Below are 25,310 nucleotides of genomic sequence, written 5' to 3'. Positions count from 1 at the left end.
TGGGCGACCCTGTCTACCATAGTGCTTAACATAATAGAAACATATACTGCTCGCATTATCTCCTCGGCATTAAGATACCCAAAACAGCCACCGTATACGGTGGCTGCCAGTCGTATCACTTCGCACTCAACTGACCTCTCTCGTGCTCTTTCAGATGATGCGTGTCATTGAATGTGCATATCCTGAAATTCGCCTTGCTGCCGTATCTGTCATCGGTGCAAAGCTCCGTCACCGCAGTGAAATCCGCATTGAAGCCCTGCCATACTATCATCGGCGATATATTCAGCAGATGCGCCGTGACCGCACACATCGCCCCGAAATGGCAGAACATCGCTATGGTGTCATCGCACTTCTGCTTTACTTCGTAATGCCTGCCGTTACGGATAAGTCCGTACTTCGCCAGCACTGCATCGACTCCTGCGTTTACGCCCTGTATACGCTCGCCCATGCCTGCCGCTTTCATGGCGGGGTGCTCGTACCAGCCGTCTTTTTTGTAAAATTCGGGTATCTCAGTCCAGTAGTCGGGGGGCACATCCCAGACCATTTCCTTTTTGCCGCTGTCGGGATTATCCCACATCAGGTCGAACTCGTGAAGCCATTCGCAGACCTCTGCCTGCTTGTCGGGATATTTTTCCAGTGTCGCCGCACAGGTCTCACGCGCCCTGCCCATAGGTGAAACATAAAAGTCACGTATATCCTCATCCGCAAGCCTTTCCGCCAGCAGCTTCGCCTGCGCGATACCTGTTTCTGTAAGGCAGTCCTTAGCATAATCGGGCTCACCGTGCCTGAGTATAAGTATCCTCATATTTACCTCCGTTTGATATGTTTTCCACTTTTTTCTTTTCTGAACAGAACTATCAGCGATAACACGAACATCACCGCATACGCCGCAGGTCTCAACGACAGCATTGTTGAAAATATCTCTGTTTCTTTCCATTCAGTATAGCTTCCCAGATTGATGATGATGTCATAAACAAAATGAAGTATCATCGGCAGTAGTATATTGCCTGTCTGCAAATAAACCACCGCAAATGCAAAGCCTATTATGCCTGTTTCTATGAATCTGGTAATGTCCCAGTTCGTCAGTATATGTATCAGTCCGAATATGACAGATGAAAATGTCGCAAACCCAAGTTTTACCGCCGTTCCGCCCTTGGTGTACCTGTATCCCTCGCACATCAGTTCGCGGTTCAGTACCTCTTCAAAAAAGCCTGTGGTCAGCTGCTGTAATATCACCCGCGATATCAGCGGACCCGCAGTAAGTCCCGTCACAGTCTTTGCGCCCACGCAGAAAGATACTGCGGTATATACAAAAAACAGCAGAAATCCCGCAGCTGCTGCAAATGCCGCTTTTGGGTGATGGAACCTGAAAACTTCCTTTGCGTCTTTGCCGTAAAGCTTTTTCAGCAGATAAAGTACCGCCAGCCCGAACACCAGTCTTAAAGCACTGCTGAATATGTACCACGATGTACCTTTGAGAAAGTTCAGTGCAACTATCAGCGATATCGATACAAAAACGATCTCCACCATTAACCCTGATGCTATACCGCAAAGGCGTTTATCTTTCAGCACTCCCATAACATTATATACTCCTCATCATTTTCTTCTACTATCTTAAACCCGACTTTTTTGTAAAGCTTAACAGCGTAATTTGCTTTTTGTACCGCCAGCGAAGCTCTTGCAAAGCCAGCATTTTTCAGGACTTTCAGCATCTCAGTCATAAGTGCCGTGCCTATGCCCAGACCGCGGTATTCTTTATACAGCGATATCGCAAATGATGGTGTATCATCGTCGATATGACCATAATCATCCATTATCCGTGTCCATACCGCCCCGACTATCCTGCCTTCACATTCAGCACAAAGGGCGTAGTCGCCTTTGCGTGTGCCGAAGTCCTCGGTATACACCTGCAATTCGAGCTTTTTGATGATATCCCTCGGCGGAAGCTCCATACCTTCTGGGATGAATATGGCTTCATAGAGAAAATCGTCCAGTACACCATATTCGCTCTCTTTCAGCGGTCTTACCGTATATTCCATACACTTCACCCTATACTTGTGATATTTCGTTCTTTCAGCTCCTGCTCATAGTCGCAGGCTGCCACCGCAGGCATACCGTTTTCACGCAGCAGGCGCAGTATACTGTCCGTCAGCGGGATATGCTCTCTGTAAAATTCTGTCTCCGCCATGACCTCATAATAAAGAAAGCCCTCAGAGGGCAGGCTCATTTTCTTACTGTCGGCTTCCTCATTCATTTTCAGCATTATTTCAAAGTCCTTGAAATAACAGTCCCGACGCTTTTTTTCGGCTTTGCCGAAGTGCTTTTCAAGCAGCTGCGCCACAGTTTCGGAGGATGGCGCATGGATATACAGCTTGCAGTACATACCTTAGTCCCTTAGTATCTCTCCGTCCACACACTCTATCATCACCGTGAAAGGTCCGTCATTTTCAAGGCTGACTTTCATATCTGCGCCGAAAATGCCTTTTTCCACCTTGCCGTTTATGCGCTCATTACAGCATTTGCAGAAATACTCGTACAGTTCATTCGACCTGTCGGGGGCACCAGCATTTACGAAAGAGGGGCGGTTTCCTTTGTGACAGTCAGCATACAGCGTAAACTGGCTGACGCAGAGTATATCACCGCCCACGTCGTTCAGTGCGAGATTGGTCTTGTCATTCTCGTCCGCAAATATCCTGAGCTTGCAGACCTTGTCCGCCAGCTTTTCGCAATCCTTTTCATCGTCCCCGTGACCTGCGCCCATCAGTATCAGGAAACCCTTGCCTATCTCACCGACGACCTTGCCGTCAACTGCCACCCGCGCATAATTCACGCGCTGAATAATTACCTTCATATTTTCACCTCAATGATATTTTGACCGCCTGCCGTATCTGAAGTGCGGTCATTTTTTTTGAATGTCAACACACCCTAGTTTAACATATTTTTAAAGAAATTGCAATACTCCCACACCTCTCAAAACGCTCAGAAATACGCGTGATCATGTTATTGCTTATCATAAGTTCGGGTAGGCGGTTATTTGCTTGTAGTCGGTAGTTTGCGAGTTTTCGCCCCTCAAACTCCCCGTAAGCCTGCTGGCGCGAAGCATATGCCGACGCAGTCGCATAAACCGCGCGCTTTGTTTCCTTGGCAGTTTACCTCTGGGGTGTGTTATGTCAGGTCTTTACTTTTATATCAGAATGTGCTATACTTAGATCATGAAATATTTCGGAGGGATAGTAATGAAAAAAACGGCTATGACCATATCCTACGAGCTATGGGGTAAGCTTTATCTGAATATCACAAACAAATGTCCTTGTGCCTGCACTTTCTGCCTGAGACAGAATGATGACGGCGCTTATGGCTCCGACCCGCTGTGGCTGGAACATCAGCCAAGCTATGATGAGGTCATCGAAAACCTTAAAACACGCGACCTTTCTTCTTACAAGGAGATAATATTCTGCGGTTACGGTGAGCCTACAAGCGAGCTGGATATCCTGCTGAAAACCGCTGAGTATATTCGCTCGGTATGCGATACGCCTATCAGGCTCAACACAAACGGTCTGGCGAACCTGATACACGGAAGAAAGACCGAGCAGGATTTCAAGGGACTTATTGATACTGTTTCCATCAGCCTTAACGCTTCGGACAGCGAGGCTTATATGGCGATAACCCGCCCGAAGTGGACTGACAAGGACTGCTTTGCGGAGATGCTCTCATTCGCTGAGACAATGAAAAAGTATGTGCCCAATGTTATACTCACTGTGGTCGATGTTATCGGTGAAGAGGAGATAGCTAAATCCCAGGCTGTTGCTGACAGCATAGGCGTGACGCTGAGAGTTCGTCCGCTGGAAACAAAATGATTCCCTTTGGAAATGAGGAAGTAAAATGATAAACATTAAGATACCCGCAACCTCGGCTAACCTTGGTGCGGGCTTTGATGCGCTGGGACTTGCGCTTAATTACTACAACTATGTTGAGATGGAGGAGAGCGATATTATCGATATCGCTTCATCTGATGATATCGCGGTTCCCTGTGATGAGAGAAATCTGATATATCTTTCCGCCAAGGACTTGTATGCCGTATGCGGTAAGAAGCTGGAGGGTCTGAAACTTCGTCAGACCAACAATATCCCCATGGCGAGGGGACTTGGTTCATCCTCAGCCTGCATAATCGCGGGACTTGTGGGGGCTAACAAGATGCTTGGCGACCCGCTGACAAAGGACGACCTTGTTGACCTTGCGGCGCAGATAGAGGGTCATCCCGACAACACGGCACCTGCACTGCTGGGCGGTATAGTTACGGCGGTGTTCGATGGCAGGAAAGTCCACTGGGTAAAGCAGGAGGTATACACAAAGCTGAAATTTGTGGCTATGATACCTGATTTTGAGCTGAAGACCGAGGAAGCCCGTGCTTGTCTGCCAAAGGAAGTTTCTCACAAGGATGCGGTATACAATCTTTCCAGAGCGGCGCTGTTTTCGGCTTCACTGCTGACAGGCAAGTTTGAGAATCTGAGGACGGCTGTGCATGACAAGCTTCATCAGCCTTACAGAATGGAGCTTATCCCCGGCTGCAGGGAAGTATTTGATATCGCCTACACTCACGGTGCGTATGCAAGCTACATAAGCGGCGCGGGTCCTACCGTGATGTCGATAGTTGATGTTGATAATCAGTACTTTGCGGGCAAGATGAAGTTCTCGCTGGACAATGCGGGACTTGGCGGCTGGCAGGTAAAGGAACTTGCCATCGATAACGACGGCACTGTTCTGATAGATTCATGATACGAAAATATGCGGTCGCATCCCATCGTATGCGACCGCATTATTTTGTATATTTGTTATTACGAAACTAAACAGCCATAAAGAAGTCTGATGACATCTTTAAAAAGATACCCATATAAAAGTATGTTTATTCGTTACTAAGCCGGATCAGTATCTAGCATTTTAAAATGATCTCCATTGCTTCATTGATGATCGTTTCAAGTTCTTTTGCACCGTCGATCACATAGTCAGAGTCAGGCAAAATTTCTGTCAGCATATCAACATAACAAGGTCTTGCAAATTTCAGATAGGTATGCATTTCATTGCGAATATCATCCGCAGAAGCATCTTTCATATCTCTGAGCACTCTTCGTGCCATTGCGATATCTAACGGCGTATCAATAAATATACAGCAATCTAGATAGTCTTTCATCATTTTATTCTGATATGCAAAGGGATAATCCAGCAACAGATAATCGTATTCTCCGCTGTTGATGATCTTTTCAACATCTGCTTTTAATGGTGATAAGTCCCATACATTATAAAATTCTTCACCTTTCGATACCCATTGAGTAAGATCATCGGGTTCTCCGTCGAACGTATAATCATCAAAGTGAAGTGATGCTGTTCTTGGAAGTCTGGCTTTTAATGCGTTTACAACAGTTGTTTTTCCGCCTGCTGTGACGGCTCCGATCGCTATTATTTTCATGTCTGTTCTCCTAAATCAGAATTTGCCCTCGGGCGGGCGGCTCGTATCCGCCTATTATTGGTAAGTGGAGCATTAAAGTTTTGTGTGACGGCGGGTCTGTAAGTAGTGAAATCAGAATTTATCACTATATTTCAATGACTGTGTTCCTCAAATTCTTTCCAAAGCAAGTCATAGATACTGTTAAGTCTGTCAATAATTTGTTCGTTTACCTCTATATACTTATCCGTAAACTGCATTCCGCGCTCGCCCATAAAATCAACACAGTACATAAGTGAATAAAACAAAAATGCTTTTTTCTGAATACTGCTCAAATTCATTTCTTTCAGAATGTATTTTACATAATCTGTATCATATCCCATGTTCAGGAGAGCAATGTTTGTTAGTGCAACATAAGTAAGCCTATCTCCGATGCCTATCCAATCTATATCAACTATCCCGGATATATGCCCGTCATGTATCAATAGATTTTTAGTGCTTACATCATCTAAATATGCTATTGGCTCTATTCTGTCAAAATACTTATCTAAAGCTATTGCTGATTTGCGAAGTCTATCTACTTTTTCAATATCAAAATATTCGTTTGCCGCAATACGCTCTTCAGCTCGGTCAAGCATATAATTAATTTCGGAGTGCCATGTCCATTCGGAAGGAATATCTTCTAATTCCAATGCTGCGACACGCTCCTGAATGCACACAATTTCACTTGCAATAGTCCTCTTATCCTTATCACTAAGAAGTGAATATACAAGTCCGATATCCTTTCCTTCAAAATATGTAAGGATAATATATTCGGTATCTTCAAATACGCCTTTGGCAACGATTTTAGGGATAGGAATTTCTATAAATGCCAATTTCTCCAACCAATATACTGTATCATTGTAAGCGTTCTTTTCGGGACTGCACCGAATGACATACGTTGTATCAGTTAATTGAACAATAAAGACATAGTTGCCTTGTCCTACCGAACATCGTTCAATTGATTGCGGAATTTCAGAAAAACACTTTTTGCATAATTTGGATATAATGTTATCGTCCAATCTAAGCACCTGCCTATAAACTCCGATTTTTATTTTCATGTCTGTTCTCCTAAATCAGAATTTAGAATGGAGAATCCCATCTTTTAAGATATAAAAGAATCGAAATAACGGCAGCAAGCAACAAAACCAAAAGAAAGATTCGAGTCAGTATCATCATTGCTTTTATATATTTGGGTACTGGCTTTTCCAAAGAGTATAGCTTTCTACCGATTATTGGTATGAGCATCAATACAAAAGTTATCGCTCCTAAGATGTGAAGTGGTTTACTAAAGCTAAGGACTCCGCACACCAAAGCATTGAAAAAACAAAGTGAAATATCTACATCTCGCCAATAAGATATTTGATTATGTCTTTTCATAATCTACACCTCTAAATTCCGGTTTATGTTAGTAACAATTATATCACAGCATCTCAGCACTGTCAATAAAAACGCCATAGTACTTCTGACCTGACATCGGAAATACTATGGCGAAAAACATCTAAATCAGCGCCGCTCTTTATGGCAGTGGCTGTTTTTGGTAATTATACTGCTTTACTATCAAGCCATGCCTGCGGTGATGATAGCCATCTTGTAAACTTCATCAGCGTTGCAGCCTCTGGAGAGGTCGTTGATAGGAGCGTTCAGACCCTGGAGTATAGGACCGTAAGCCTCATAGCCGCCAAGTCTCTGAGCGATCTTGTAGCCGATGTTGCCTGCCTCGATGAGGGGGAAGATGAATGTGTTAGCCTGACCTGCGACCTTGCTGTCGGGGCACTTTGTCTTAGCAACTTCTGCGGATACAGCAGCGTCGAACTGGAACTCGCCGTCGATAACCAGCTCGGGGTCGATGTTCTTAGCCTCGATAACTGCATCGTGGCTCAGCTGAACAGTGCCGCCCTTGCCTGAACCGTAGGTGGAGAAGCTCAGTACAGCTACCTTGGGGTCGATGCCGAAGTATGCAGCTGTTCTTGCAGTCTCAACTGCTACCTCACCCAGCTGTCTTGCAGCGGAGAGAACTACGTTGCCTTCCTTGTCGAGTCTGTCGGTGTAGCCCAGGTTGATAGCGCAGTCGCCCATAGCGATCTTCTCTTCCTTGCCGTCCTTCTCTCTGAAAAGGATGAAGGAGGAGCTTACCAGGTTGCTGCCCTTCTTGGTCTTGATGATCTGGAGAGCAGGTCTTACTGTATCAGCGGTAGAATAAGTAGCGCCGCCCAGCAGAGCGTCAGCCTTGCCAGCCTTTACCAGCATTGTGCCGAAGTAGTTGGACTTCTTCAGTGCTGCTCTTACTTCTTCCTCAGTCATCTTGCCCTTTCTCAGCTCAACCATCTGAGCAACGAGAGCGTCCATCTCGGGATAAGTCTCGGGATCGAGGATCTCAGCAGCATCGATATTGAAGCCGCCTGCCTTAGCAGCGGACTTTACATCGTCAACGTTGCCGCAGAGGATAACGCCCATCAGACCCTCTTTCAGAAGTCTGTCAGCAGCGTTGAGTATACGGGCATCGCTGCCCTCGGTGAATACGATAGTTTTCTTTTCAGCCTTGAGATTAGCTATCAGCTTATCAAACATTCCCATAATTTTAAACCTCCATGAGAAAATCAAAATTTACCTTATGATTATAACACACTTTCCGCAATATTTCAACCCCTTTGGTAATTCATAATTCACAAATCATAATTGTTTGGCAGGTGAGGTGGTGTTGTGTTCTGTATCGGACTGAAATAATTATATTTATGTCGAAAATTATGATTTATAAATTATAATTTGTGAATTATTTTTGATTTTGTACTTGTAAAGCAGGGGGAAATGTGTTATACTTAATATGTATAACTGTCGGCACAGGCGGGAAAAGCCATAAAAGTATACATTTACCATAACTTAGGAGCAGAGGATATGAAGATCTACAAGCTTTCAAAAAGACCGCTGGCGCTTATATATGCGCTGCTGGGTGCTATACTTTTTTTCATCAGGTTCGCGCTGAACCTGGTGCTTGACCTTATGGAGAAGTACGCGCATATTCACAGCAAATTTGCGGATTACTATGTATTGCTGCCTTTGTGGGTCATTGCGGCGCTTTTCGCCGTGCTTGTGCTACCATTTTATTTCCATAAGGCGGGCTACACCGTATCGGACAAGGAGATAACCGCAAAAAGCGGGCTTTTTATAACATCAAAGCAGTTCATGCTGACTTCGGCGGTGAAATCTGTTACCTGCATACTGCTTCCTCTGGGCAGGCTGACGGGTATGAATTTCATAATACTCAACGCGCTGGGTTCGCGGCTGGTGATACCCTTTCTCAACAGGCGCGACGCTGAGGAGATAGCGAATCTGGTCAACAATTCTATCAGGAGCAGGATCGACGCATGATAAACGAATACAAGGGCATACGCGGTTTTTTCAGGCGGCGGCAGCACCCTGTAAAGATCATAATGTATATCGCGAAGTATCTCTGGCTGCTGCTGATACCTCTGGCGAAATACCTTATCGCAACGCAGTTCGATTTTCAGAGCTGGGTAAAGACCAACTGGGTGGATATACTTACACTCTCGGTGATATTCGGATACGGCATACTGCGGTGGGTGTTCATATACTTCGAGATAGAAGAAGACAGTATAATCGCCCATACGGGATATTTCGGCATTGAAAAGACACAGGTGTATTTCAGCGAGATGTCTTCAATGTCACTGTGTCAGGGGTATATTTTCAGGCTTTTGGGAGCGTGTACGGTTTATATCGATACTGACGCAAAAAGCATACAGAATACGGATATACGGCTGGATATCAGTCAGAAACAGGCATTCAGGATATACGAGCTTGCCACGCAGCGATGCCGCAACAAGCCTAAGTATATTTTCAACACTCAGAAGAGAAGTCTGTTGATATTTTCGCTGCTTTTTTCTTCCACACTTTCGGGTATGCTGCTTACGCTGACTTTCATATATCAGGCATACAGGATAGTCGGGCGTGAGATAGAGGAAGAATTTCTGGCAAAGGTGAATACTCAGCTGGAAAAAATGACACTGCATATACCCAAGTATCTGATAGTTGCGGCGCTGGTGGTAGCGGGCAGCTGGTTTGTATCATTTGTATCGAACCTTATGCGGCACTGGGGATTCAGCTGTACGCGGTGTGCGGATATGCTGCTTATAAGCAGCGGCAAGGGCACTAAGCGGCGGCATATCATAATGCGTGAGAGGATAAATTATATCGATTATCAGCAGTCCATGTTCATGAAGCTTTTCGGCATATGTTCGGTGCAGTTGCACTGCACGGGTTACGGCAAGCGCAGACTGGAACTTTCGGCGCTGGTGCCTATAACCACGACTATCTCGGCTGAAACTTCCGTAAGACTGCTTATGCCGAATATGCCCTCGGTGGGATACGATGTGCGCACAGGCTGGGGAGATATCAGAAGATTTGTGACTTTGCCGCTTTTGATATGTCTTCTGCCGGGAGCGATATATGAATTCCTTTGCAGGCTGATACCGCGCTTTGAGATGGTAGTAAAAACTATCCCCGACTGGAAGAGCGCTTTGACAAATCTGGCGGTGATATCCGTTGTGCCGCTGGTGTGGCTGGTGATAGTCAAGGTCAACGCGGCATTTCATACGGCGGTGGGCTTTGACGGCGGACACTGTATGCTCTCATATTGCAGATTCTATCGTTTTCACAGGGCTTCTGTCAGGATAGACAGGATAAGCAAGATAGTGATAAGGAGAAATCCTTTTCAGCGGATGAACGGCACTTGTCACCTTTACGTATATACTTCGGCAGAGGGTTCAAGCCGCCATGTGGTAAAGGGGATGAATTACGAAAAGCTGACCCGTGCCATGCAGAAAGCGGGTCTTATGGAAAATATATAGTACGAGGATACAGTATGGCAGAGGCTAGAGTGATAATAACAAAGATAACCGATGACGGCACATACCCCATGTGTGCGGAAGCAGAGCTCACCGACCGCTTTGGGAAGGTGCACGTTTTTAAAGATAAACTGCCTATATTCGCTTATGATGATACGGACGATACCTGCCCGCGTGAGGGTGTGGTCAGGTGCTTTATCAAGGAAGAAAATGACAGCTATTATGTTATCGATACAAGATATCCCGATGATGTTGAGAGCGAAGACGGAGAAACATGGTTCGAGGTTAAAAAGGAAGATGTCACTCCACAGCTTGAAAAAAGCAGTGGCATGACCCTCATAAGAGATGAATCTTTTGAAAAGGTCTATAAGGGCTATGATGAAAGTGTTATAGAGTATTTTATCATGAAGAGTGATGAGCCTTATGAGGGCGAAAAATCCCACAGGAATGCGGCGCTGTTCGCTATGGAGATGTTTAATAATCTAAGTGTGGCAGACGATGGATATGCATTAAGCTATGCTCCGGATATGATGAAGTGTGAAGCTGTCAGCACGGAAGATTTTTTCGGTGACCCTGATTTCCCGCAGAAGAACAGATACTACCGCGCCTTTATCGACCCGCCCTACGGTTCGCACTATAATTCCGAGGATTTCAGGCGAATAAACTCCATGCTGTTCCCGAAAGGGATACAGGACACCGAGATTTACAGCTGGAGCCATGACTGGTCGGAATATTTTGATGACGGGAACGAATGGTGGGGCTGTTTGTATCATACCATATATGACAGAGCAGTGGGCAGATTTGTGGTCATAGCCGCATCTGCCACGGACTAGGAGGGGACTATGGAAGAATATACTGTTAAGCTGAAAAAACTTGATGATGATACCTACTGTGATATCGTTGTAACAGAGGACGATAACGGTGAGGTCATAAAGTTCAGGTTGGAAAAAGACAGTAAAGTCTTCGTTGGTGAGGACGAGGATTATCTTACGGCTTTCAGAAAGCTGAGGGACGCTCTTCTCTCGGCGGGGTACGGTATGTGCTGTGCAGGTGCGCTGGTGAATGCTTTGCAGTCAGGTATGATGGCGGGAAGCGACAGGGTGTATCTTGTGAAGCTTGGTGAAAAGCCATCGATGAAAAACGCAGTTGGGATATTCGACCCTGCGGGAGCGGATATATTCCCCGACAGCAAAGCGCAGGAGATATACGCAGAGAGATTTTTTGATTCGATATAAAACACTGAAAAAACGGGCGGTGATAGTATATGCCAAAATTTGATGAGAGCATGGAAAGCATGGTCGATACCTTTTTATTTGAAACGGGCGAACTGCTTGAAAACCTTGACGAGATACTCATGCGTGCCGAGCAGGCGGAAGAGATATCCATGATAGAGGAGAGCGATATAGCAGAGATATTCCGCACCATGCATACTATAAAGGGTTCGGCGGCGATGATGGGTTTGCAGAATATGTCCACCCTTGCCCATGCGATGGAGGATATGTTCTTCATTATACGCGAGAAGACCTATGTCCGCACGGACAAGGCGGCACTGTTCGATCTGCTTTACAAAAGCAGTGATGCCCTTAAAGCCGAGCTTGAAAATCTTACAGATGAGGATATACCGCTTACCGATTTTTCTGAGATGATAGGGCATATACACAACCTTGCGGCGTATTTCAAGGGCGAGGGCGGTACCGCTGAGGAACAGAGTTCTGATATTCCTGCCGATATCTTTGATGAGAACGAACCCTCGGATATGTTTACATACAAGCTCACCTATGATGAAGCTTGTCAGATGCCGTCAGCAAGGGCTATAGTGCTGATACGCAAGCTGGGAGCTTTTGCCGAGGTGTGCAGGACATTCCCTGCGGATATGGACGACGATAACGCCGATGGTCAGATAAAGAACGCGGGGCTTTACATAAAGCTTGTGACCGATGACCGCAATGCTGTTGAAAAGGTGCTTTCTTCGGCGCTGAATGTTGAAAACTTCGAGCTGTTCACCAGAGACAAACTGAAAGCAAGAGCGGGCGGTGCAGAAAGCAAAAGTGCTCCTGAGGTGCATATCCCCGAGGGGGTATTTCTGCCTGATGAGGGCGAAGAACTTCTGACATACAGGGTGACATACAGCGAAAGCTGTGCAATGCCATCTGCAAGGGCGATAGTACTGCTGAGGAAGCTGGGTACTGTATCAGAGGTCTGCCGAACTGTTCCGCCTGATATGGACGGCGATGATGCTGATGATGCCATCAAGAAGAACGGACTTTACATAAAGCTCATCACCGATGATACTGCCGCGGTTGAAAAGATGCTGCAAAGCGGTATCAATGTCGAAAGCGCTGACAAGGTCGATAAGAACGACTTAGCGAAAGAAGCACCCAAAGCAGAGAGCACATCCACAGCGGAAGTTCCCGCCGAAGATCAGGAAGAGCCAAAAGCGCCTGCCGATCAGTCACAGAAGCCTGCAGTCAAGGCTCAGAAAAAAGAGCAGAGTATGCTCACTGTCAAGCTGGAAAAGCTTGATAAGCTCCTTGATCTTGTTTCGGAAATAGTTATCGCTGAAAGTGCTGTTACTTCCTCTCCCGACCTGAGAGACCTTGATACCAACCTTGAACGCTTCAACAAGTCCTCCCGCGAGCTGAAAAAGCTAACGGACGAACTTCAGGACGTTGTAATGTCCCTGAGAATGGTGCCTGTATCCACGGCTTTCCAGAAGATGAACAGGGTAGTCCGCGATATGAACAACACCCTGAAAAAGAATGCCAATCTGGTTTTCAGGGGCGAGGATACCGAGGTGGATAAATCCATAATCGATATGCTGGGTGACCCGCTGATGCACATAGTCAGGAACGCTGTTGACCACGGTATTGAAACTCCCGAGGAACGTGCGGCGACAGGCAAGAAAAATCCGCCTACCGTTACGCTGAGTGCGGGGTATGAATCCAATGAGGTAGTGATATCCTGCAAGGATAACGGTGCGGGCATGGATGCTGCAAAGATAATGGCAAAGGCAAAAAAGAACGGTCTGCTGACAAAGCCCGAGAGCGAATACACCGAAAGGGAGATATTCAATTTTGTTGTTGCCGCGGGTTTTTCCACCAACGAAACTGTCACACAGTACAGCGGACGCGGCGTTGGCATGGACGTTGTCAAGCAGAACATCGAAAAGGTTGGCGGAAAGCTGACAGTCAACTCAAAGCTTGGCAAGGGCAGTACCTTTACCATAAGGATACCCCTGTCCCTTTCTATCGTCGATGTGCTGAGTGTTGAGATAGGCAGCAGCAGTATATCCATACCTGCATTATCGGTAAGAGAAGCATTCTCCTGCAAGGCGGAAAGTGTCATCACCGACCCTGACGGCAACGAGTTCGTGTATCTCAGGGACAAGTGTCTGCCGCTGATAAGGCTGGGCGAAAAGCTTCAGCTGGAAACTGACATCACCGACCCCACAAAGGGCATATGCATATACTGCCGCGAGGGTGCTTTTGAAGCGGTACTGCTGGCGGACAGGATAGTATGTGATCAGCAGGTGGTGGTAAAGCCTTTCTCGCCGCTGCTTGACGGACTTCACCTGAAAGAAGCGGGTCTTGCGGGCTGTTCCATACTTGGTGACGGCAGCATGACCATAATACTCGATATGTTCTCGCTGCTGGGCGGTGAAACAGGGGAGGAGGCTGCAAATGGCTGATATTTACGAACTTCTTGATAACGGCGGTCAGCTGCTGACCTTTACCGCAGGTGGGGAGCATTACGGCTTTTACATACTCAGCGTGGCGGATATCATCGAGATGCCCGAATTCACCCTGATACCCACCGCTCCGCCCTATGTGCTGGGGCTGATGAACCACCGCGGAAAAGCTGTGCCTGTTATGGATCTCAGGCTTCGCATGGGACTTCCAAAGGGGGAGTACGATGACAGAAGCTGTGTTATAGTTATCGAGGTCAACACCATGCAGTGCGGTCTGGTGGTGGACAGGGTCAGCGATGTTGAGAACATCACTGCCGAAATGATAGCACGTTCACCTGTGGATAACGGATTGGTGAAGGGATTCGTTATCCGCGAAGACAAGCCTAAGATATCCATACTCGACCCAGGGGCTGTTGCAAGGACATAAAAAATACGGACGGAAAGCATTCTGCATTCCGTCCGTTTATTATATGTATCAGTGATAGTAGGAGTCTATACCCAGATATTCTTCAAGGCAGAGCCCAGAATCGGTTATCTTTCTTGCCAGGTCTTTGCCGACGTATCTTACGTGCCAGGATTCGTACATAAAGCCGGTCTTGTCCTCCTTGCCGTAGGGGTAGCGCAGTATGAATCCGTAGTCTGCACAGTGTGCGGCTATCCACTGGGCTTCGCGTGAACCGTTGAAAGAGGTGCTTGCATTGTTGATATCGATGGCAAGTCCTGTCTGGTGCTCGGAGTGTCCCGGTCTTGCGGAGTAGGTATCAGCTGCCCACTGACCGTCTCTGTTCACGTAGCTCCAGTAAAGCTGGCTCTGATAGGAGTAGCTTCTGAATCCCGAGCATATATTTAGGGATATGCCGTCGTTCCATGCGGCAGCCTGCATATTGTTGAACGCTTTCTGGGTCTCGGCTGTAAGACCGTTGCCGTAATTCTCGGGGAGAGCGTAGCTCTTGTTTACTACAAGTATGCCATTGACGTATGTAACTCCGTTCTTGACCTCGATAACAGGACCTGAGGGCTCAGGCTCAGGTTCGGGGTCCTTCTTGAATTCGGAACCGTCGAGATTACGCTTGCCCTTTACAAATGCTGCGATCCTTGTGATATCCGTGGTGTTTACGGAGCCATCGCCGTTGACATCTGCCGCTGCCATTTCTTCGGCGGAAAGCAATCTCTTGCCCTTTACAAATGCCGCTGTGAGGGTTATGTCGGTGATGTTGACCCTGCCGTCACCGTTGACATCGCCGTTGCCCGCTTCTGCCGCAAATGCGCACATAGTGCCTGTGATGACCGCAGCTGTAACAGCCGCAGCCGCCGAAATGATGAGTTTTGTTCCTTTTTTCATTTTCTATGCCTCCATTGTAAGATTTTTCCCCTTGCGGGGTGTTATACAAGTTTGTCCTTCTTTTGTGATTTATAGATCCTGTGGGATGTGCATTTGAAATCGCAATAACTGAAAAGCAGGTCGCCGCCGCATTTTGGCATATGCAGGTCAGCACGGTATCTGCTCCTTTAAAGCTTTATACCGCGAAAACACTGTGTCTGCGCTTGTTTGGATATATTATACACCATATCGATATCTATGTCAATAATTGCTTTTTCGGGATTTTTCTAGGATAATTATTTGCGTGAGGGATACCTAAATTGGGGCAAAACTATTGCAAAATTCTTTGAAATGTGGTAAAATAAGGGTTGAATAATAATGTGTTGCAGGTGATAAATATGGATCTGAACGATATCAGAGCAGAGATAAATGACGTAGATAAGCAGCTTCAGGAGCTTTTTACAAAGCGTATGGAGCTTTGCGGCAAGGTAGCCGATTATAAGATAGAGAACGGTCTCCCCGTTTTTCAAAAGGACAGGGAGAAGCAGGTAATCGCCCAGGTGACTGAGGGTGCTCCCGATGAACTCAAGGGTGCCACAAGGGTGTATTTCCAGACGATGATGGATATATCAAAATGTCTGCAATACCGTAAAATGTTCGATAATACGGGCTTTATCCCTTTCAAGAGGCTTGACCTTTCTGGCAGGCACAGGGTGGCTGTACCGGGAACTTTCGGTTCATACAACCACATAGCGTGCAGTGAGCTTTTCGAGGACGCTGACACCATGTTCTTTGACAGCTTTGAGGAGATATTCAAGGCAGTTTCGGCGGGTGCGGCTGAATTCGGCATACTGCCTATAATCAATTCGACTGCGGGTTCTGTGGTGCAGACCTACGAGCTCATGCGCCAGTACGATTTCAAGATATGCGCACAGACAAAGCTGAAGATTTCCCACTGCCTTGCGGCTAGAAAAGGCGTAAGGCTCGAGGATATACACGATGTATATTCACATGAACAGGCGCTCAGACAGTGTTCCGACCTGATAAACAGGGGAGCATACAAGGCGCACAGCTTCTCGAATACGTCCCTTGCGGCTTGCTATGTAAAGGAAAGCACGGAGCCTTGTGCGGCGATATGCTCCGAAAAATGCGCTGAGGAACTGGGTCTTGAGATACTCCGTACCGGCGTGCAGAATGCGGCGGAGAATTACACCAAGTTCATACTCATATCCCACGAGACTTTCAAGTCGGATAATGCCGATACCATATCGGTATGCCTGGCACTGCCACACCAGTCCTCATCCCTTTACAGACTGCTGACAAAGTTCTCGGTGGCGGGTCTGAACATGACAATGATAGAGAGTATGCCCATAGCCAACACGGAATTCGATGTTATGTTCTATCTGGATTTCAAGGGCGATATCGGCAAAAAAGAAGTAACAACGCTCCTCAGCGAGCTTTCACATGAACTGAATTATTTCAAATTCTTAGGCAACTATAAGGAGGTATAAGATATGCGTATCGGTCACGGCTATGATGTACACAGGCTTGTCGAGGGAAGAAAGCTTATCCTCGGCGGTATAGAGATACCCTATAAATTGGGTCTTGACGGTCATTCTGACGCTGACGTTCTCGTCCACGCGCTGATGGATGCTCTTCTCGGGGCGATGGCACTTGGCGATATAGGTCAGCATTTTCCTGATACCGATCCTGAGTATAAGGGCGCTGACAGCCTTAAACTGCTGGACAGGGTAATGGAATATGTTGATGACAGCAACTATGTTTTCTCAAATGCCGATATGACCATATGCTGTCAGTCTCCAAAGCTTGCGCCATACATTATGGATATGCGCGAAAAGATAGCTGACACAGTCGGCTGTGATATCTCACAGATATCCATAAAAGCCACTACAGAGGAACATCTGGGCTTTACAGGCAAGGGGGAGGGCATTTCAGCTACGGCAGTCGTACTGCTTGAAGACGTATGATGCGCTTCAGACCTTACAAGTCCTGCGATGCTGAAAAGATAGTCGGCTGGCTGAAGGACGAATACGGTTTCAGACAGTGGTCGGCGGACAGGTTCGGGAAATTCCCGCTGACAGCTGATGAACTCAATGCCCACTATGCAGGACAGGCGTATAACGACGGCTTTTTTGAGTTCACGGCCTGTGACGAAAAAGGTATCTGCGGACACATGATAATCCGCTTTACCGACGAGGAAAAGAAAATTGCCCGCTTCGGTTTTGTCATCGTTGACAGCGAAAGGCGCGGCGAGGGTCTCGGCAGAAAAATGCTGGAGCTTGCCAAGGAATACACCCGAGATTTTCTTGAGGCTGAGAAGATAACCCTCGGCGTTTTTGAAAACAATCCCGCGGCGCTGAACTGCTATCTCGCGGCAGGGTTCAGGGTCGTCGGCACAGATGTGGGCTTTTACAGCTATCATGGCGAGGACTGGAAATGCACTGAAATGGAGTGTATTTTGTAAACTATAGGGATCAAAAACAGGCAGATACTTCATCGCACGAAGTATCTGCCTTTCTTATATCCGTCACTCAAAACTCAGCACTGCGAAGCTTAGTCTTGTAAAGCAGTGTGGCGATTATACCCAGCGCCACAGCGAATCCTGCTTCGATAAGCAGATACTGCATAGCCTTTGATGCGTTGAATACATCCGCTCCTGTCAGCATATTGCTTACCTTTACATACCAGTAAGCGGGGAGAAACCTGCCTATGGAAAGCACAGTGTCGCCCAGCAGTGACTGGGGTATGAATACTCCGCAGAGGAAGCACATGGTCAGGCTGACGATGTTGCATACCAGATTTACAGAATCATGCGAGCGAATAAGCATGGATACCAGCACAGCTATAAAAGCTGCGATCACTGCGAATATTGCACTGTTAAGCACATTCAGCCAGATGATGCCCTTGTATACACCGCCGATACATATCATGCCCAGAGCGGTGAACAACAGCCATATCACCAGCACGTACACCACGCTGCCTGCAAGTATCTGCAGTACGCAGGAGGTCGGTCTTACATTTGAACAGTTGGTGCGGAAGCGTACTTCCTTGCTGTTTATGGATATCATCACAGGGGAAAGCACCGCTATCATCAGCGAAAGCAGGATATAGGGCAGGTATCTGAAAAATCCGCTGCCTGTCATAAAGCCGTTGGCGTTGCCCGCGTCAGAACTTACCATAGTGACCTCGGTGTTTATGTCCATAGCTTCCTCGGCGCTTTTTATAGCTTCCGAGATGTCCTCGCCCGATGCCATGCAAGCCCTTACACAGCTCACATATTCGTCCAGCCAGCTGCCCATGTATGCCACGCTGTAACTGTCATATACGTGTTTGCTGACGAACATACCATCAGTGCCGCCCTCTGCCAGCTTTTCGGCGTAGCCCTTGTTTATCGTGAGAGCGTAATCCACCGTGGCGAAATACAGCGCATCTTTCAGCGGCATGGTCGGGGTGACGATGCTGTGCTTTTTGCCGATGTATTCCATAAGCGCCTTGCTTTCGGGAGTGTTGTCGTTGTCGGTGATTACTATGTTCAGCTTGCTTTCCGTGAACTTTTCCTCGCCCTTGTCAATGAATGTTAAGCCCAGGTATAGCCCCATGAAAGCCACCACAAAGGTCAGCGCCAGCGGCAGCTTCTTTTTCAGTATCAGCATAAAGAGTTTAAATACTTGCATATTTTCTCCTCCTTGTGAATACAAAGCCTATCAGTGTGAATGCCACTGCCATGACCAGCATCTGCACCATCTTGCCCGAATATCTGCTCAGGTCTGAATCGATGTTGAGATAGTACAGGCAGTCGCATATCACCGCCGCAGGATTGAAAGTGTTGAGCATTGGTGCTTTTTCCATTATAACAGGCTTGATATCAGCTATCATGAGTCCGCTGAGGAAGTTGCCGCCCAGTGATACTATCATAGCCACTGTATTCTTTTTCTCGTAGCTTCCCCTGACGAGAGAAGCTATCATAAAGCCCATGGAAGAGCCCATTATACTGCCGAGTATCCCTGCCGCATATACCAGAGCCACATTGTCTCCGAAATCAACTTTCAGCACAAAGGTGAGGAATGTCACGGATATCAGCATACATACCGCGCTGACAGCCCAGCAACCAAGCATCACAGCCAGTGTGCTTATAAGCTTCGGGGTAGGGGAGCAGCATTTTCTTGCACCAAGTGCAGACTGATCAGCTTCGTTGCGGGTCACTACCGAAAGTCCCGTAACAGAACTGCACGCAGCTACCATAGCCAGCAGATTATAAAAGTATGTGAGGTATCTGTCATTACTGCCCTTGGTTACAGGCTCTTCTTTCAGCACATCAAGGTCGGCTGACATAGCTTCTATCATGGCAGGGAGCTTTGCAGGATCTTTTTTAGCCGCATCTTTCATAAGCTTTTCCTGAGTGAGATAGCGGTCGGTGAAGGATTTCAGCACTGTTTCTTCGATATCGCTTCCTGATACTGTCAGGCTGATGGTGTCCGCACTGGTTATTATGCCCTCAACTTCGCCGTCGTTCAGCAGTTTTTCAGCTTTCTCTTTATCTGTAAAGGTGACATTCAGCAAAGCATCATCACCCTCTGATACCTGCTTTACAACATCGTGGAATATGCTGTTATCACTTTCTTCCACCACAGCTGTGGGTATCGCCTTGAATTTGAACTGCTTGTCGGAAAGATCGCTCATGGTCAGCTTGAACAGTGTGCCCAGCAGCATCGGAAATATCATCAGCCAGAATATCATTCGTTTTTCCCTCAGCGCCGAGAGGATAAAGTATTTTAATTCGTTGAAGAACATATTCTATTCCTCCTTGTCTCTCAGTGCCTTGCCTGTGATCTCAAGGAAAACATCGTTGAGGGTGGGCTGTTCGGTGGTAACTCTGCCGATGTGCATATCGTGGTTCTGGAGAACTTCCAGCACTCTTATCAGGTTGTGTTTGCCACCCGAGCATGATACCGTCAGTGTCTCATCTGTGAAATCTGTGCTGTACACATGGGGCAGAGCGCTTATCTCGGAAAGCACCGCATCGGGCAGTTCGTGCAAAGTCACCTTGATGGTCTCGGTGTTCTTTATCATCGCCGTGAGTTCTTCCTTGGTGCCCTCAGCTATCTTTTTGCCCTTGTCCATAATGGCGATGCGGGTGCATATCTGCTCGACTTCCTCCATGTAGTGTGAGGTATATATAATGGTAGCGCCGTTTCTGTTCAGTTCTTCGATACCCTCCAGTATCTTGTTTCTGCTTTGGGGGTCTACCGCCACTGTGGGCTCGTCAAGGATTATGAGCTTAGGCTTGTGGGCGATACCGCAGGCTATGTTTAGTCTTCTCAGCAGGCCGCCCGAAAGCTTTTTAGGGCGGAACTTTCTGAAATCTTCAAGCCCCACGAATTTAATTGCGTCCTCAACGTACTGCCCCCTTTGCGTCTTGTCGGTGATGTAAAGCCCGCAGAAGTAGTCGATGTTCTCCTGCACTGTCAGCTCATCGTACACCGCCACGTTCTGCATTATAACACCTATATCTCTTTTGATGTCGTAAGCAGTTGGGCTCATATCCTTGCCGAATATCTTTATCGTGCCCTTGTCGTAGGAAAGCAGAGACAGCAGACAGTTGATGGTCGTGGTCTTTCCCGAACCGTTAGGTCCCAGAAGCCCGAATACCTCACCCTGCTTTATCTCCAGCGCCAGATGATCCAGCGCAATGAGTTCACCGTATCTTTTTACCAGACTGTCTATTTTTATTAACGTATCAGCCATATCATTAACCTCCGTATAACTTTGTTGTATTCTTTCATTGTCTGTATTATATCACAGCGCGGCAGAGGTTTGTAGTGCCGGGCATCACTTTTTTATGTGACAAATGTCATTTTGTGATCTGACTATCCCTTTATCACACCACTTAAAATGTCGGATCAACAGTGATATATTATGCTGATGTTATCTATTCCTTTGCTCGCTGTTAAGTCAGGTGTGTTAGAGGGATAACCATATTTTGTGATAATGAAGCATGGATACAATGTTATATAAAAGTATGATATTTTATCAACTAAGTATTAAATCTAAAATATATAGTTCACAAATGTAAAATATCAGAATTTAAATATTCTATTTTTAAACCCGAATTGTAAAAGAAGTGAATAATATATTACGGTTTTAAGGCGTTTGATTATTCAAATTGCCTATTTTCGCGCTAGATATGCATAAAATGAGGTTTAAAAATTGACAAAAAGAACCAATAATGCTATAATATGTGTGGAAAAATGGTTACCAACATTTTTGATTCATTGATTAATTGTAAATATTTAAGAAAGGAGAAGCTTTGAAAAGATTTATTTTCATTGCGGTGTAAGATTATGTCATGGATCAACCCATCACAGGAAGAAGCCAGTGATTCCTACTACAACGCGCGATCTAGGTATGTAGATGCTGCTAACCAGTACAACAGCAACAGCCGTGCGCTCGATTCCTGCCGCAGCGAGATGTCAGGCGTACAGAACCAGTTTTCTTCGTGCAGAAGCGATAAGATCAATTTTGAGAAAAGGATCGAGGAACTGGGCACTATAATAGGCTGTCTTGAAGGCAGCGGCGGCTGGTTCGCTGCAAATGTTCCCGACTCGGTAAGTTCGGCTAACAGTTCTGCACAAAAAGCAGGTGAAGGCTTTTCGCAGTGTATAAAATGCGACAGTATAGCCGCACCTGATCTGGGAGAAGTATTCAAATGCAAGACTGTTGAAGAGGACGCTGATTCATCTTCGGCTCTGCAAAGCTATAAAAGCGAGAAGAGCCGTCTTGAACAGGCTGTTGCGGAACTCAACGCAAGGCTGCAGCAGCTTGAAGAAAGAGCAAATGAACTGGTAAGAAACATGAACAGCATGACTGCTCAGCAGCACGCGCTGAAGAAGGCTATGAACTCTTGTTCATACGACATGGCACATTACAAAAAATATATGTAGAACAACAAATGATATCATTACTTGAAAGCAGGGTGATAAAGTATGCGGATAGAGCTTAATGCCGGCGGACTGGGCGGCAGGATCACAGTCGGGGCATTTGAAGACGATTTCCAAACTATGGTCAATAAATCCCGAGATGTTATCTCTTCGTTTAAGGCAGTCAGGAAAAAGACGACCGGCATGAGTGGAGGAGTTGGCAATCTTCAGGGTGCTTTGGACAGTATTGACCGACGCATAAAGACAGAAGAACAGAAAGTAGAAAAGATGGAAAGCGTCGGCAAGAAATTCGGTGAATTCCTCGCCAATGCTACTGCAACAGATAAAAGGGTCGCTGAACTGGTAAACGTTAATAAAGAGAACTTTTACTCAGTAAATCCCTGGGCAAGACCCAAGGTCGAAAAAAAGAAATCTTTCTGGAAAAGAGCCGGGGAGTGGTTGGGCGACACAGCCTTTGGAAAGGCAGTCAAGAAGCACTGGAAGAGCATCGTAAAGATCACTGTCGGCGTAGTGGTCATTGCTGGTCTGGCGGCTTTGGTAGCTTTTACAGGCGGTGCGGCGGCTCCGCTGCTTGGGCTGGCGCTTAAAGGTGCGATCGTAACGGCATTTGCGTCGGCAGCTGTCGGCGGAGGTGCAGCGGCATATAAGTACTATAAGGAGAACGGTACGATGGACGGCGCCAGTGGCGTGATATTTGACGCTGCTGCCAACGGTTTCATGGAAGGCGCGATAACAGGCGCATTCACCGGTGCGGCAGGCGCTGTCGGAGGTTTGGCTGTAAACAGCGGCGTATCAGTAGGTAAGGCTGTGGCATTGCATATGGCTGCCGGAGGTCTTGCAGCCGGTACAGGCAATGTTATCGGCAAGTCGATATCCATCGGACTGGATAAGGGCACGCTCAAGGGTTCGGGCAGAACACTTTTGGGTGAATTTGCTTTCGGATTTGCAAGCGGTGCAATAACATCGGGTATCTCCTTGGGTGTTGACAGACTGAAATTCAACGCTTATACAAAGATACAGACTAAACTGGATGCCGGTAATGCAAATGCAATTGAAAAGCTGTTCGCTACCAGCAAGCTCACATATAAGAACTTTGAGTCTACGCTCAGGGCAGGAAACTGGACTGCTACAGGCGGCAATGGCTGGGCGGCATACAAGGGCACACTCAAAGCGCTGGACTGCGATCTGGCAAAGAAGGCATTACTCAAAGATTCGATCGAAAAGACCCTTGAAAAGTCTTACGGAAAACTGACGATACTTATCAATAAGGATTCTCCCTATGAGATGCCTAAGGTATCGAACTTTGCTGATGTAACAGCAGACAATGTTATAACATACTTACATGATAAATACGATGAGAGTGGCCAGCAAGTGGCTGTTCCATAGATCAATGCAGAGGTGAACAACAATGGACATTCAGGAATTCAATGACGCTATCGCCAATGCCGAACTGGCAATGGGAAACGAAAATTTAGACCAGGCTCTGAAATGGTATAACAAGGCTTTAGAGATACAGCCCGATGATGTTTATTCACTTTCAAGAGCAGGTGCTGTATATGTCGTTAAAAACGATTTTGACAAAGCCTTTGAATGTTTTAAAAAGGCTATAGAAGTCGATCCCGATAATGGCGATAATATCTTCAATATGGGCAACGGCTACTTCTTCAAGGGCGATCTTTCAAGAGCTATGGAGATGTACAGCGAAGCGGAGATGAAGACTTGCAGCGACGATGTCAAAGCAAGGATATATTATCAGCTGGCTCTGTGCTGCTCAATGAAGGAAGATTATAAGGCTGCACTGGTTAACTATGAAAAGTATCAGGATGCAGATACAACGGGCGTGGCTATGACCGACCCCGATGTTATAACCGAGAAGATCAAGATATATATAGCACTGGCTGATATCGACAACGCCACAAAGTGTGCGCTGCAGTGGATAAACGCAGCTCCGTCTCTGCTGGACGGCTATATGGTATATACCAATCTTCTGCTTGCTAATGATGAGTTTGATAAAGCCGAAGAGGCTCTGAACAATGCAGAAAAGTATGCTGAATATGATGATAACGGCAAGTTCAATATCGATATGACCCGTGCCCATCTGTATGTTGCAAAGTCTGATACCGATAAGGATCCCAACGGCGACTGCGACCAGAAAGCTTACGACCTGGTGGGACAGCTCATCGTCAGCCCCTATGGTACTGATAAGCAGAAAAATGAACTGGTCATCGTACTTGCTGAACTTTGCCTAAAGATGGGCAAGATTGACGAAGCAATCGATACAGCGAATATGCTGCTGAACAAGGCTGAAGCTGTGGCTGAGACCGCTGCTCCTGCTGCGGCTGCTATGACCGCAGAAGAGATCGAAGCTCAGATGGAGCAGGATACTGCACAGATGGGTCTCGCTATGGAAGAGGGCAGGATAGATGAATCTATGGGTGATTCCGCCGAGATCAATTACGATGAGAATGGTCAGCCCATAAGGAACTATCCCGACGGAGTATTCGGTGAAGGCGCTGTCGAAACTGTGGCAGGTCTTGATAAGGAAAGCGGTTCACCAGCTGTGATCGAAAGGGAGCAGGTAGACAAGGCTAGATTTGTCACACTTTCCGCTTATGCTATCAAAGAGGACTATGAAAAGGTAATGGAAGTAGCTAAGGAGCTCAAGCACAGCGATAATACTTACTACGCTTTCTTTGGAAACTACTCTGAGGCATTTTCAGTGAAGAAGCTTGCTGAGAACGGCAGCGAAAAGTACACCACTGAGCGTGCTCAGAAAATGTATGATGAGATCATCGCGTTCTTCAGAAAAGAAATGCTGAACAGAAATGAGAACTCGGCATATGCAGTTATTTTCCGTGCAAGGATGTATGCAGAATCAGGCAAGTATGCCAAGGCTGAGGAAATGGCTGAACTGATGAACGATGAAGATAAGGCAGCAGTGATGGCATACATCGATCAGTGCCGAAAAGAACAGAACGGAGGAAAGTGATTCGGAGGGATC

The 25,310-nt window shown here is 46.7% G+C and carries 25 protein-coding genes and 1 pseudogene; 14 read left to right on the top strand and 12 right to left on the bottom strand.

Annotation, left to right across the window (positions count from 1 at the left end):
* Positions 1-115 precede the first annotated feature (115 nt).
* The 5 genes from BM265_RS07330 to dtd are packed head-to-tail and all read right to left on the bottom strand — an operon-like array spanning position 116 to position 2,851.
* A complete protein-coding gene (locus tag BM265_RS07330; protein ID WP_074960936.1) occupies positions 116-805 on the bottom strand; it encodes a histidine phosphatase family protein in 690 nt (229 codons plus the stop codon).
* A gap of 2 nt (positions 806-807) precedes the next feature.
* A complete protein-coding gene (locus tag BM265_RS07325; protein ID WP_074960934.1) occupies positions 808-1,578 on the bottom strand; it encodes a CPBP family intramembrane glutamic endopeptidase in 771 nt (256 codons plus the stop codon).
* Entirely contained in the window at positions 1,566-2,039 is a 474-nt protein-coding gene (locus BM265_RS07320) for a GNAT family N-acetyltransferase (RefSeq protein WP_074960930.1), read from the bottom strand. The genes BM265_RS07325 and BM265_RS07320 overlap by 13 nt, the downstream gene beginning before the upstream one ends.
* 5 nt (positions 2,040-2,044) lie before the next feature.
* Positions 2,045-2,383 carry a hypothetical protein gene (locus BM265_RS07315; protein WP_074960928.1) on the bottom strand — a complete coding sequence of 113 codons (339 nt, stop codon included), beginning with the start codon at positions 2,381-2,383 and terminating at the stop codon, positions 2,045-2,047.
* Between the two features lie 3 nt (positions 2,384-2,386).
* Complete coding sequence (gene dtd, locus BM265_RS07310) at positions 2,387-2,851, bottom strand: D-aminoacyl-tRNA deacylase (protein ID WP_074960926.1); 465 nt, start codon at positions 2,849-2,851, stop codon at positions 2,387-2,389.
* Between the two features lie 385 nt (positions 2,852-3,236).
* On the opposite strand from dtd, the gene BM265_RS07305 reads away from it, so the two are divergent.
* Complete coding sequence (locus BM265_RS07305) at positions 3,237-3,857, top strand: TIGR04100 family radical SAM protein (RefSeq protein ID WP_074960922.1); 621 nt, start codon at positions 3,237-3,239, stop codon at positions 3,855-3,857.
* Between the two features lie 25 nt (positions 3,858-3,882).
* A complete protein-coding gene (thrB, locus tag BM265_RS07300) occupies positions 3,883-4,776 on the top strand; it encodes a homoserine kinase (RefSeq protein ID WP_074960919.1) in 894 nt (297 codons plus the stop codon).
* 154 nt (positions 4,777-4,930) lie between these two features.
* On the opposite strand, the gene BM265_RS07295 is transcribed toward thrB, so the two are convergent.
* The 3 genes from BM265_RS07295 to pta all read right to left on the bottom strand — a co-directional run bounded on the left by BM265_RS07295 (position 4,931) and on the right by pta (position 8,056).
* Positions 4,931-5,464: a nucleoside/nucleotide kinase family protein gene (locus tag BM265_RS07295; protein WP_074960917.1), complete on the bottom strand. Its 534-nt coding sequence runs from the start codon at positions 5,462-5,464 to the stop codon at positions 4,931-4,933.
* Positions 5,465-5,595: 131 nt separating this feature from the next.
* Positions 5,596-6,540 carry a phosphotransferase family protein gene (locus tag BM265_RS07290; RefSeq protein ID WP_074960915.1) on the bottom strand — a complete coding sequence of 315 codons (945 nt, stop codon included), beginning with the start codon at positions 6,538-6,540 and terminating at the stop codon, positions 5,596-5,598.
* 499 nt (positions 6,541-7,039) lie between these two features.
* Complete coding sequence (gene pta / locus BM265_RS07280; RefSeq protein ID WP_074829748.1) at positions 7,040-8,056, bottom strand: phosphate acetyltransferase; 1,017 nt, start codon at positions 8,054-8,056, stop codon at positions 7,040-7,042.
* Positions 8,057-8,374: 318 nt separating this feature from the next.
* Between pta and BM265_RS07275 the strand changes: the two genes are divergently transcribed.
* The 6 genes from BM265_RS07275 to BM265_RS07250 are packed head-to-tail and all read left to right on the top strand — an operon-like array spanning position 8,375 to position 14,456.
* Positions 8,375-8,848 (top strand): PH domain-containing protein, encoded by a 474-nt coding sequence (locus tag BM265_RS07275; protein WP_074960912.1) that lies wholly within the window; start codon positions 8,375-8,377, stop codon positions 8,846-8,848.
* Positions 8,845-10,344, top strand: a complete 1,500-nt coding sequence (locus tag BM265_RS07270; RefSeq protein WP_074960911.1) for a PH domain-containing protein — start codon at positions 8,845-8,847, stop codon at positions 10,342-10,344. Before BM265_RS07275 ends, BM265_RS07270 begins: the two co-directional genes overlap by 4 nt.
* A 14-nt stretch (positions 10,345-10,358) precedes the next feature.
* Complete coding sequence (locus BM265_RS20590; protein WP_242940797.1) at positions 10,359-11,174, top strand: hypothetical protein; 816 nt, start codon at positions 10,359-10,361, stop codon at positions 11,172-11,174.
* Between the two features lie 9 nt (positions 11,175-11,183).
* A complete protein-coding gene (locus BM265_RS07260) occupies positions 11,184-11,576 on the top strand; it encodes a hypothetical protein (protein WP_074960909.1) in 393 nt (130 codons plus the stop codon).
* Between the two features lie 29 nt (positions 11,577-11,605).
* On the top strand, positions 11,606-14,029 hold the full coding sequence (locus BM265_RS07255; RefSeq protein ID WP_074960907.1) for a chemotaxis protein CheA: 2,424 nt from the start codon (positions 11,606-11,608) through the stop codon (positions 14,027-14,029).
* Entirely contained in the window at positions 14,022-14,456 is a 435-nt protein-coding gene (locus BM265_RS07250; RefSeq protein WP_074960905.1) for a chemotaxis protein CheW, read from the top strand. The genes BM265_RS07255 and BM265_RS07250 overlap by 8 nt, the downstream gene beginning before the upstream one ends.
* A gap of 48 nt (positions 14,457-14,504) precedes the next feature.
* Here the strand turns inward: BM265_RS07250 and BM265_RS07245 are convergent, their stop codons facing one another.
* Entirely contained in the window at positions 14,505-15,371 is an 867-nt protein-coding gene (locus BM265_RS07245) for a D-alanyl-D-alanine carboxypeptidase family protein (protein ID WP_074960903.1), read from the bottom strand.
* A 377-nt stretch (positions 15,372-15,748) separates the two neighbouring features.
* Between BM265_RS07245 and BM265_RS07240 the strand changes: the two genes are divergently transcribed.
* The 3 genes and pseudogenes from BM265_RS07240 to BM265_RS07230 all read left to right on the top strand — a co-directional run.
* The gene (locus tag BM265_RS07240) at positions 15,749-16,861 is read left to right on the top strand and encodes a bifunctional chorismate mutase/prephenate dehydratase (RefSeq protein ID WP_074960902.1); all 1,113 of its coding nucleotides are present in this window, start codon (positions 15,749-15,751) and stop codon (positions 16,859-16,861) included.
* Positions 16,862-16,864: 3 nt separating this feature from the next.
* Entirely contained in the window at positions 16,865-17,338 is a 474-nt protein-coding gene (ispF, locus tag BM265_RS07235; RefSeq protein WP_074960900.1) for a 2-C-methyl-D-erythritol 2,4-cyclodiphosphate synthase, read from the top strand.
* Positions 17,335-17,757, top strand: a pseudogene (locus tag BM265_RS07230) (GNAT family N-acetyltransferase); the annotation flags it as partial. The gene ispF and the pseudogene BM265_RS07230, both read left to right, overlap by 4 nt.
* Positions 17,758-17,902: 145 nt before the next feature.
* On the opposite strand, the gene BM265_RS07225 reads toward BM265_RS07230, so the two are convergent.
* The 3 genes from BM265_RS07225 to BM265_RS07215 are packed head-to-tail and all read right to left on the bottom strand — an operon-like array spanning position 17,903 to position 21,116.
* Complete coding sequence (locus BM265_RS07225; RefSeq protein WP_074960896.1) at positions 17,903-19,045, bottom strand: ABC transporter permease; 1,143 nt, start codon at positions 19,043-19,045, stop codon at positions 17,903-17,905.
* A complete protein-coding gene (locus BM265_RS07220; protein WP_074960894.1) occupies positions 19,032-20,162 on the bottom strand; it encodes an ABC transporter permease in 1,131 nt (376 codons plus the stop codon). The genes BM265_RS07225 and BM265_RS07220 overlap by 14 nt, the downstream gene beginning before the upstream one ends.
* A 3-nt stretch (positions 20,163-20,165) precedes the next feature.
* Positions 20,166-21,116 carry an ABC transporter ATP-binding protein gene (locus BM265_RS07215; protein WP_074960893.1) on the bottom strand — a complete coding sequence of 317 codons (951 nt, stop codon included), beginning with the start codon at positions 21,114-21,116 and terminating at the stop codon, positions 20,166-20,168.
* Between the two features lie 596 nt (positions 21,117-21,712).
* Here BM265_RS07215 and BM265_RS07210 point away from each other — a divergent pair.
* From BM265_RS07210 to BM265_RS07200, 3 genes are read left to right on the top strand one after another with little or no spacing between them, the layout of a single operon-like run.
* Positions 21,713-22,312 carry a hypothetical protein gene (locus BM265_RS07210; protein ID WP_074960891.1) on the top strand — a complete coding sequence of 200 codons (600 nt, stop codon included), beginning with the start codon at positions 21,713-21,715 and terminating at the stop codon, positions 22,310-22,312.
* Positions 22,313-22,354: 42 nt separating this feature from the next.
* Complete coding sequence (locus BM265_RS07205) at positions 22,355-23,695, top strand: hypothetical protein (protein ID WP_074960889.1); 1,341 nt, start codon at positions 22,355-22,357, stop codon at positions 23,693-23,695.
* A gap of 22 nt (positions 23,696-23,717) precedes the next feature.
* The gene (locus BM265_RS07200; protein ID WP_074960887.1) at positions 23,718-25,298 is read left to right on the top strand and encodes a tetratricopeptide repeat protein; all 1,581 of its coding nucleotides are present in this window, start codon (positions 23,718-23,720) and stop codon (positions 25,296-25,298) included.
* Positions 25,299-25,310: the final 12 nt, after the last annotated feature.

The organism is Hominimerdicola alba, assembly GCF_900112155.1.
GTDB lineage: Bacteria > Bacillota > Clostridia > Oscillospirales > Ruminococcaceae > Hominimerdicola > Hominimerdicola alba_D.
The sequence above is the reverse complement of the archived record's forward strand: the minus strand, read 5'-3'. Positions and strand labels throughout refer to the sequence as shown.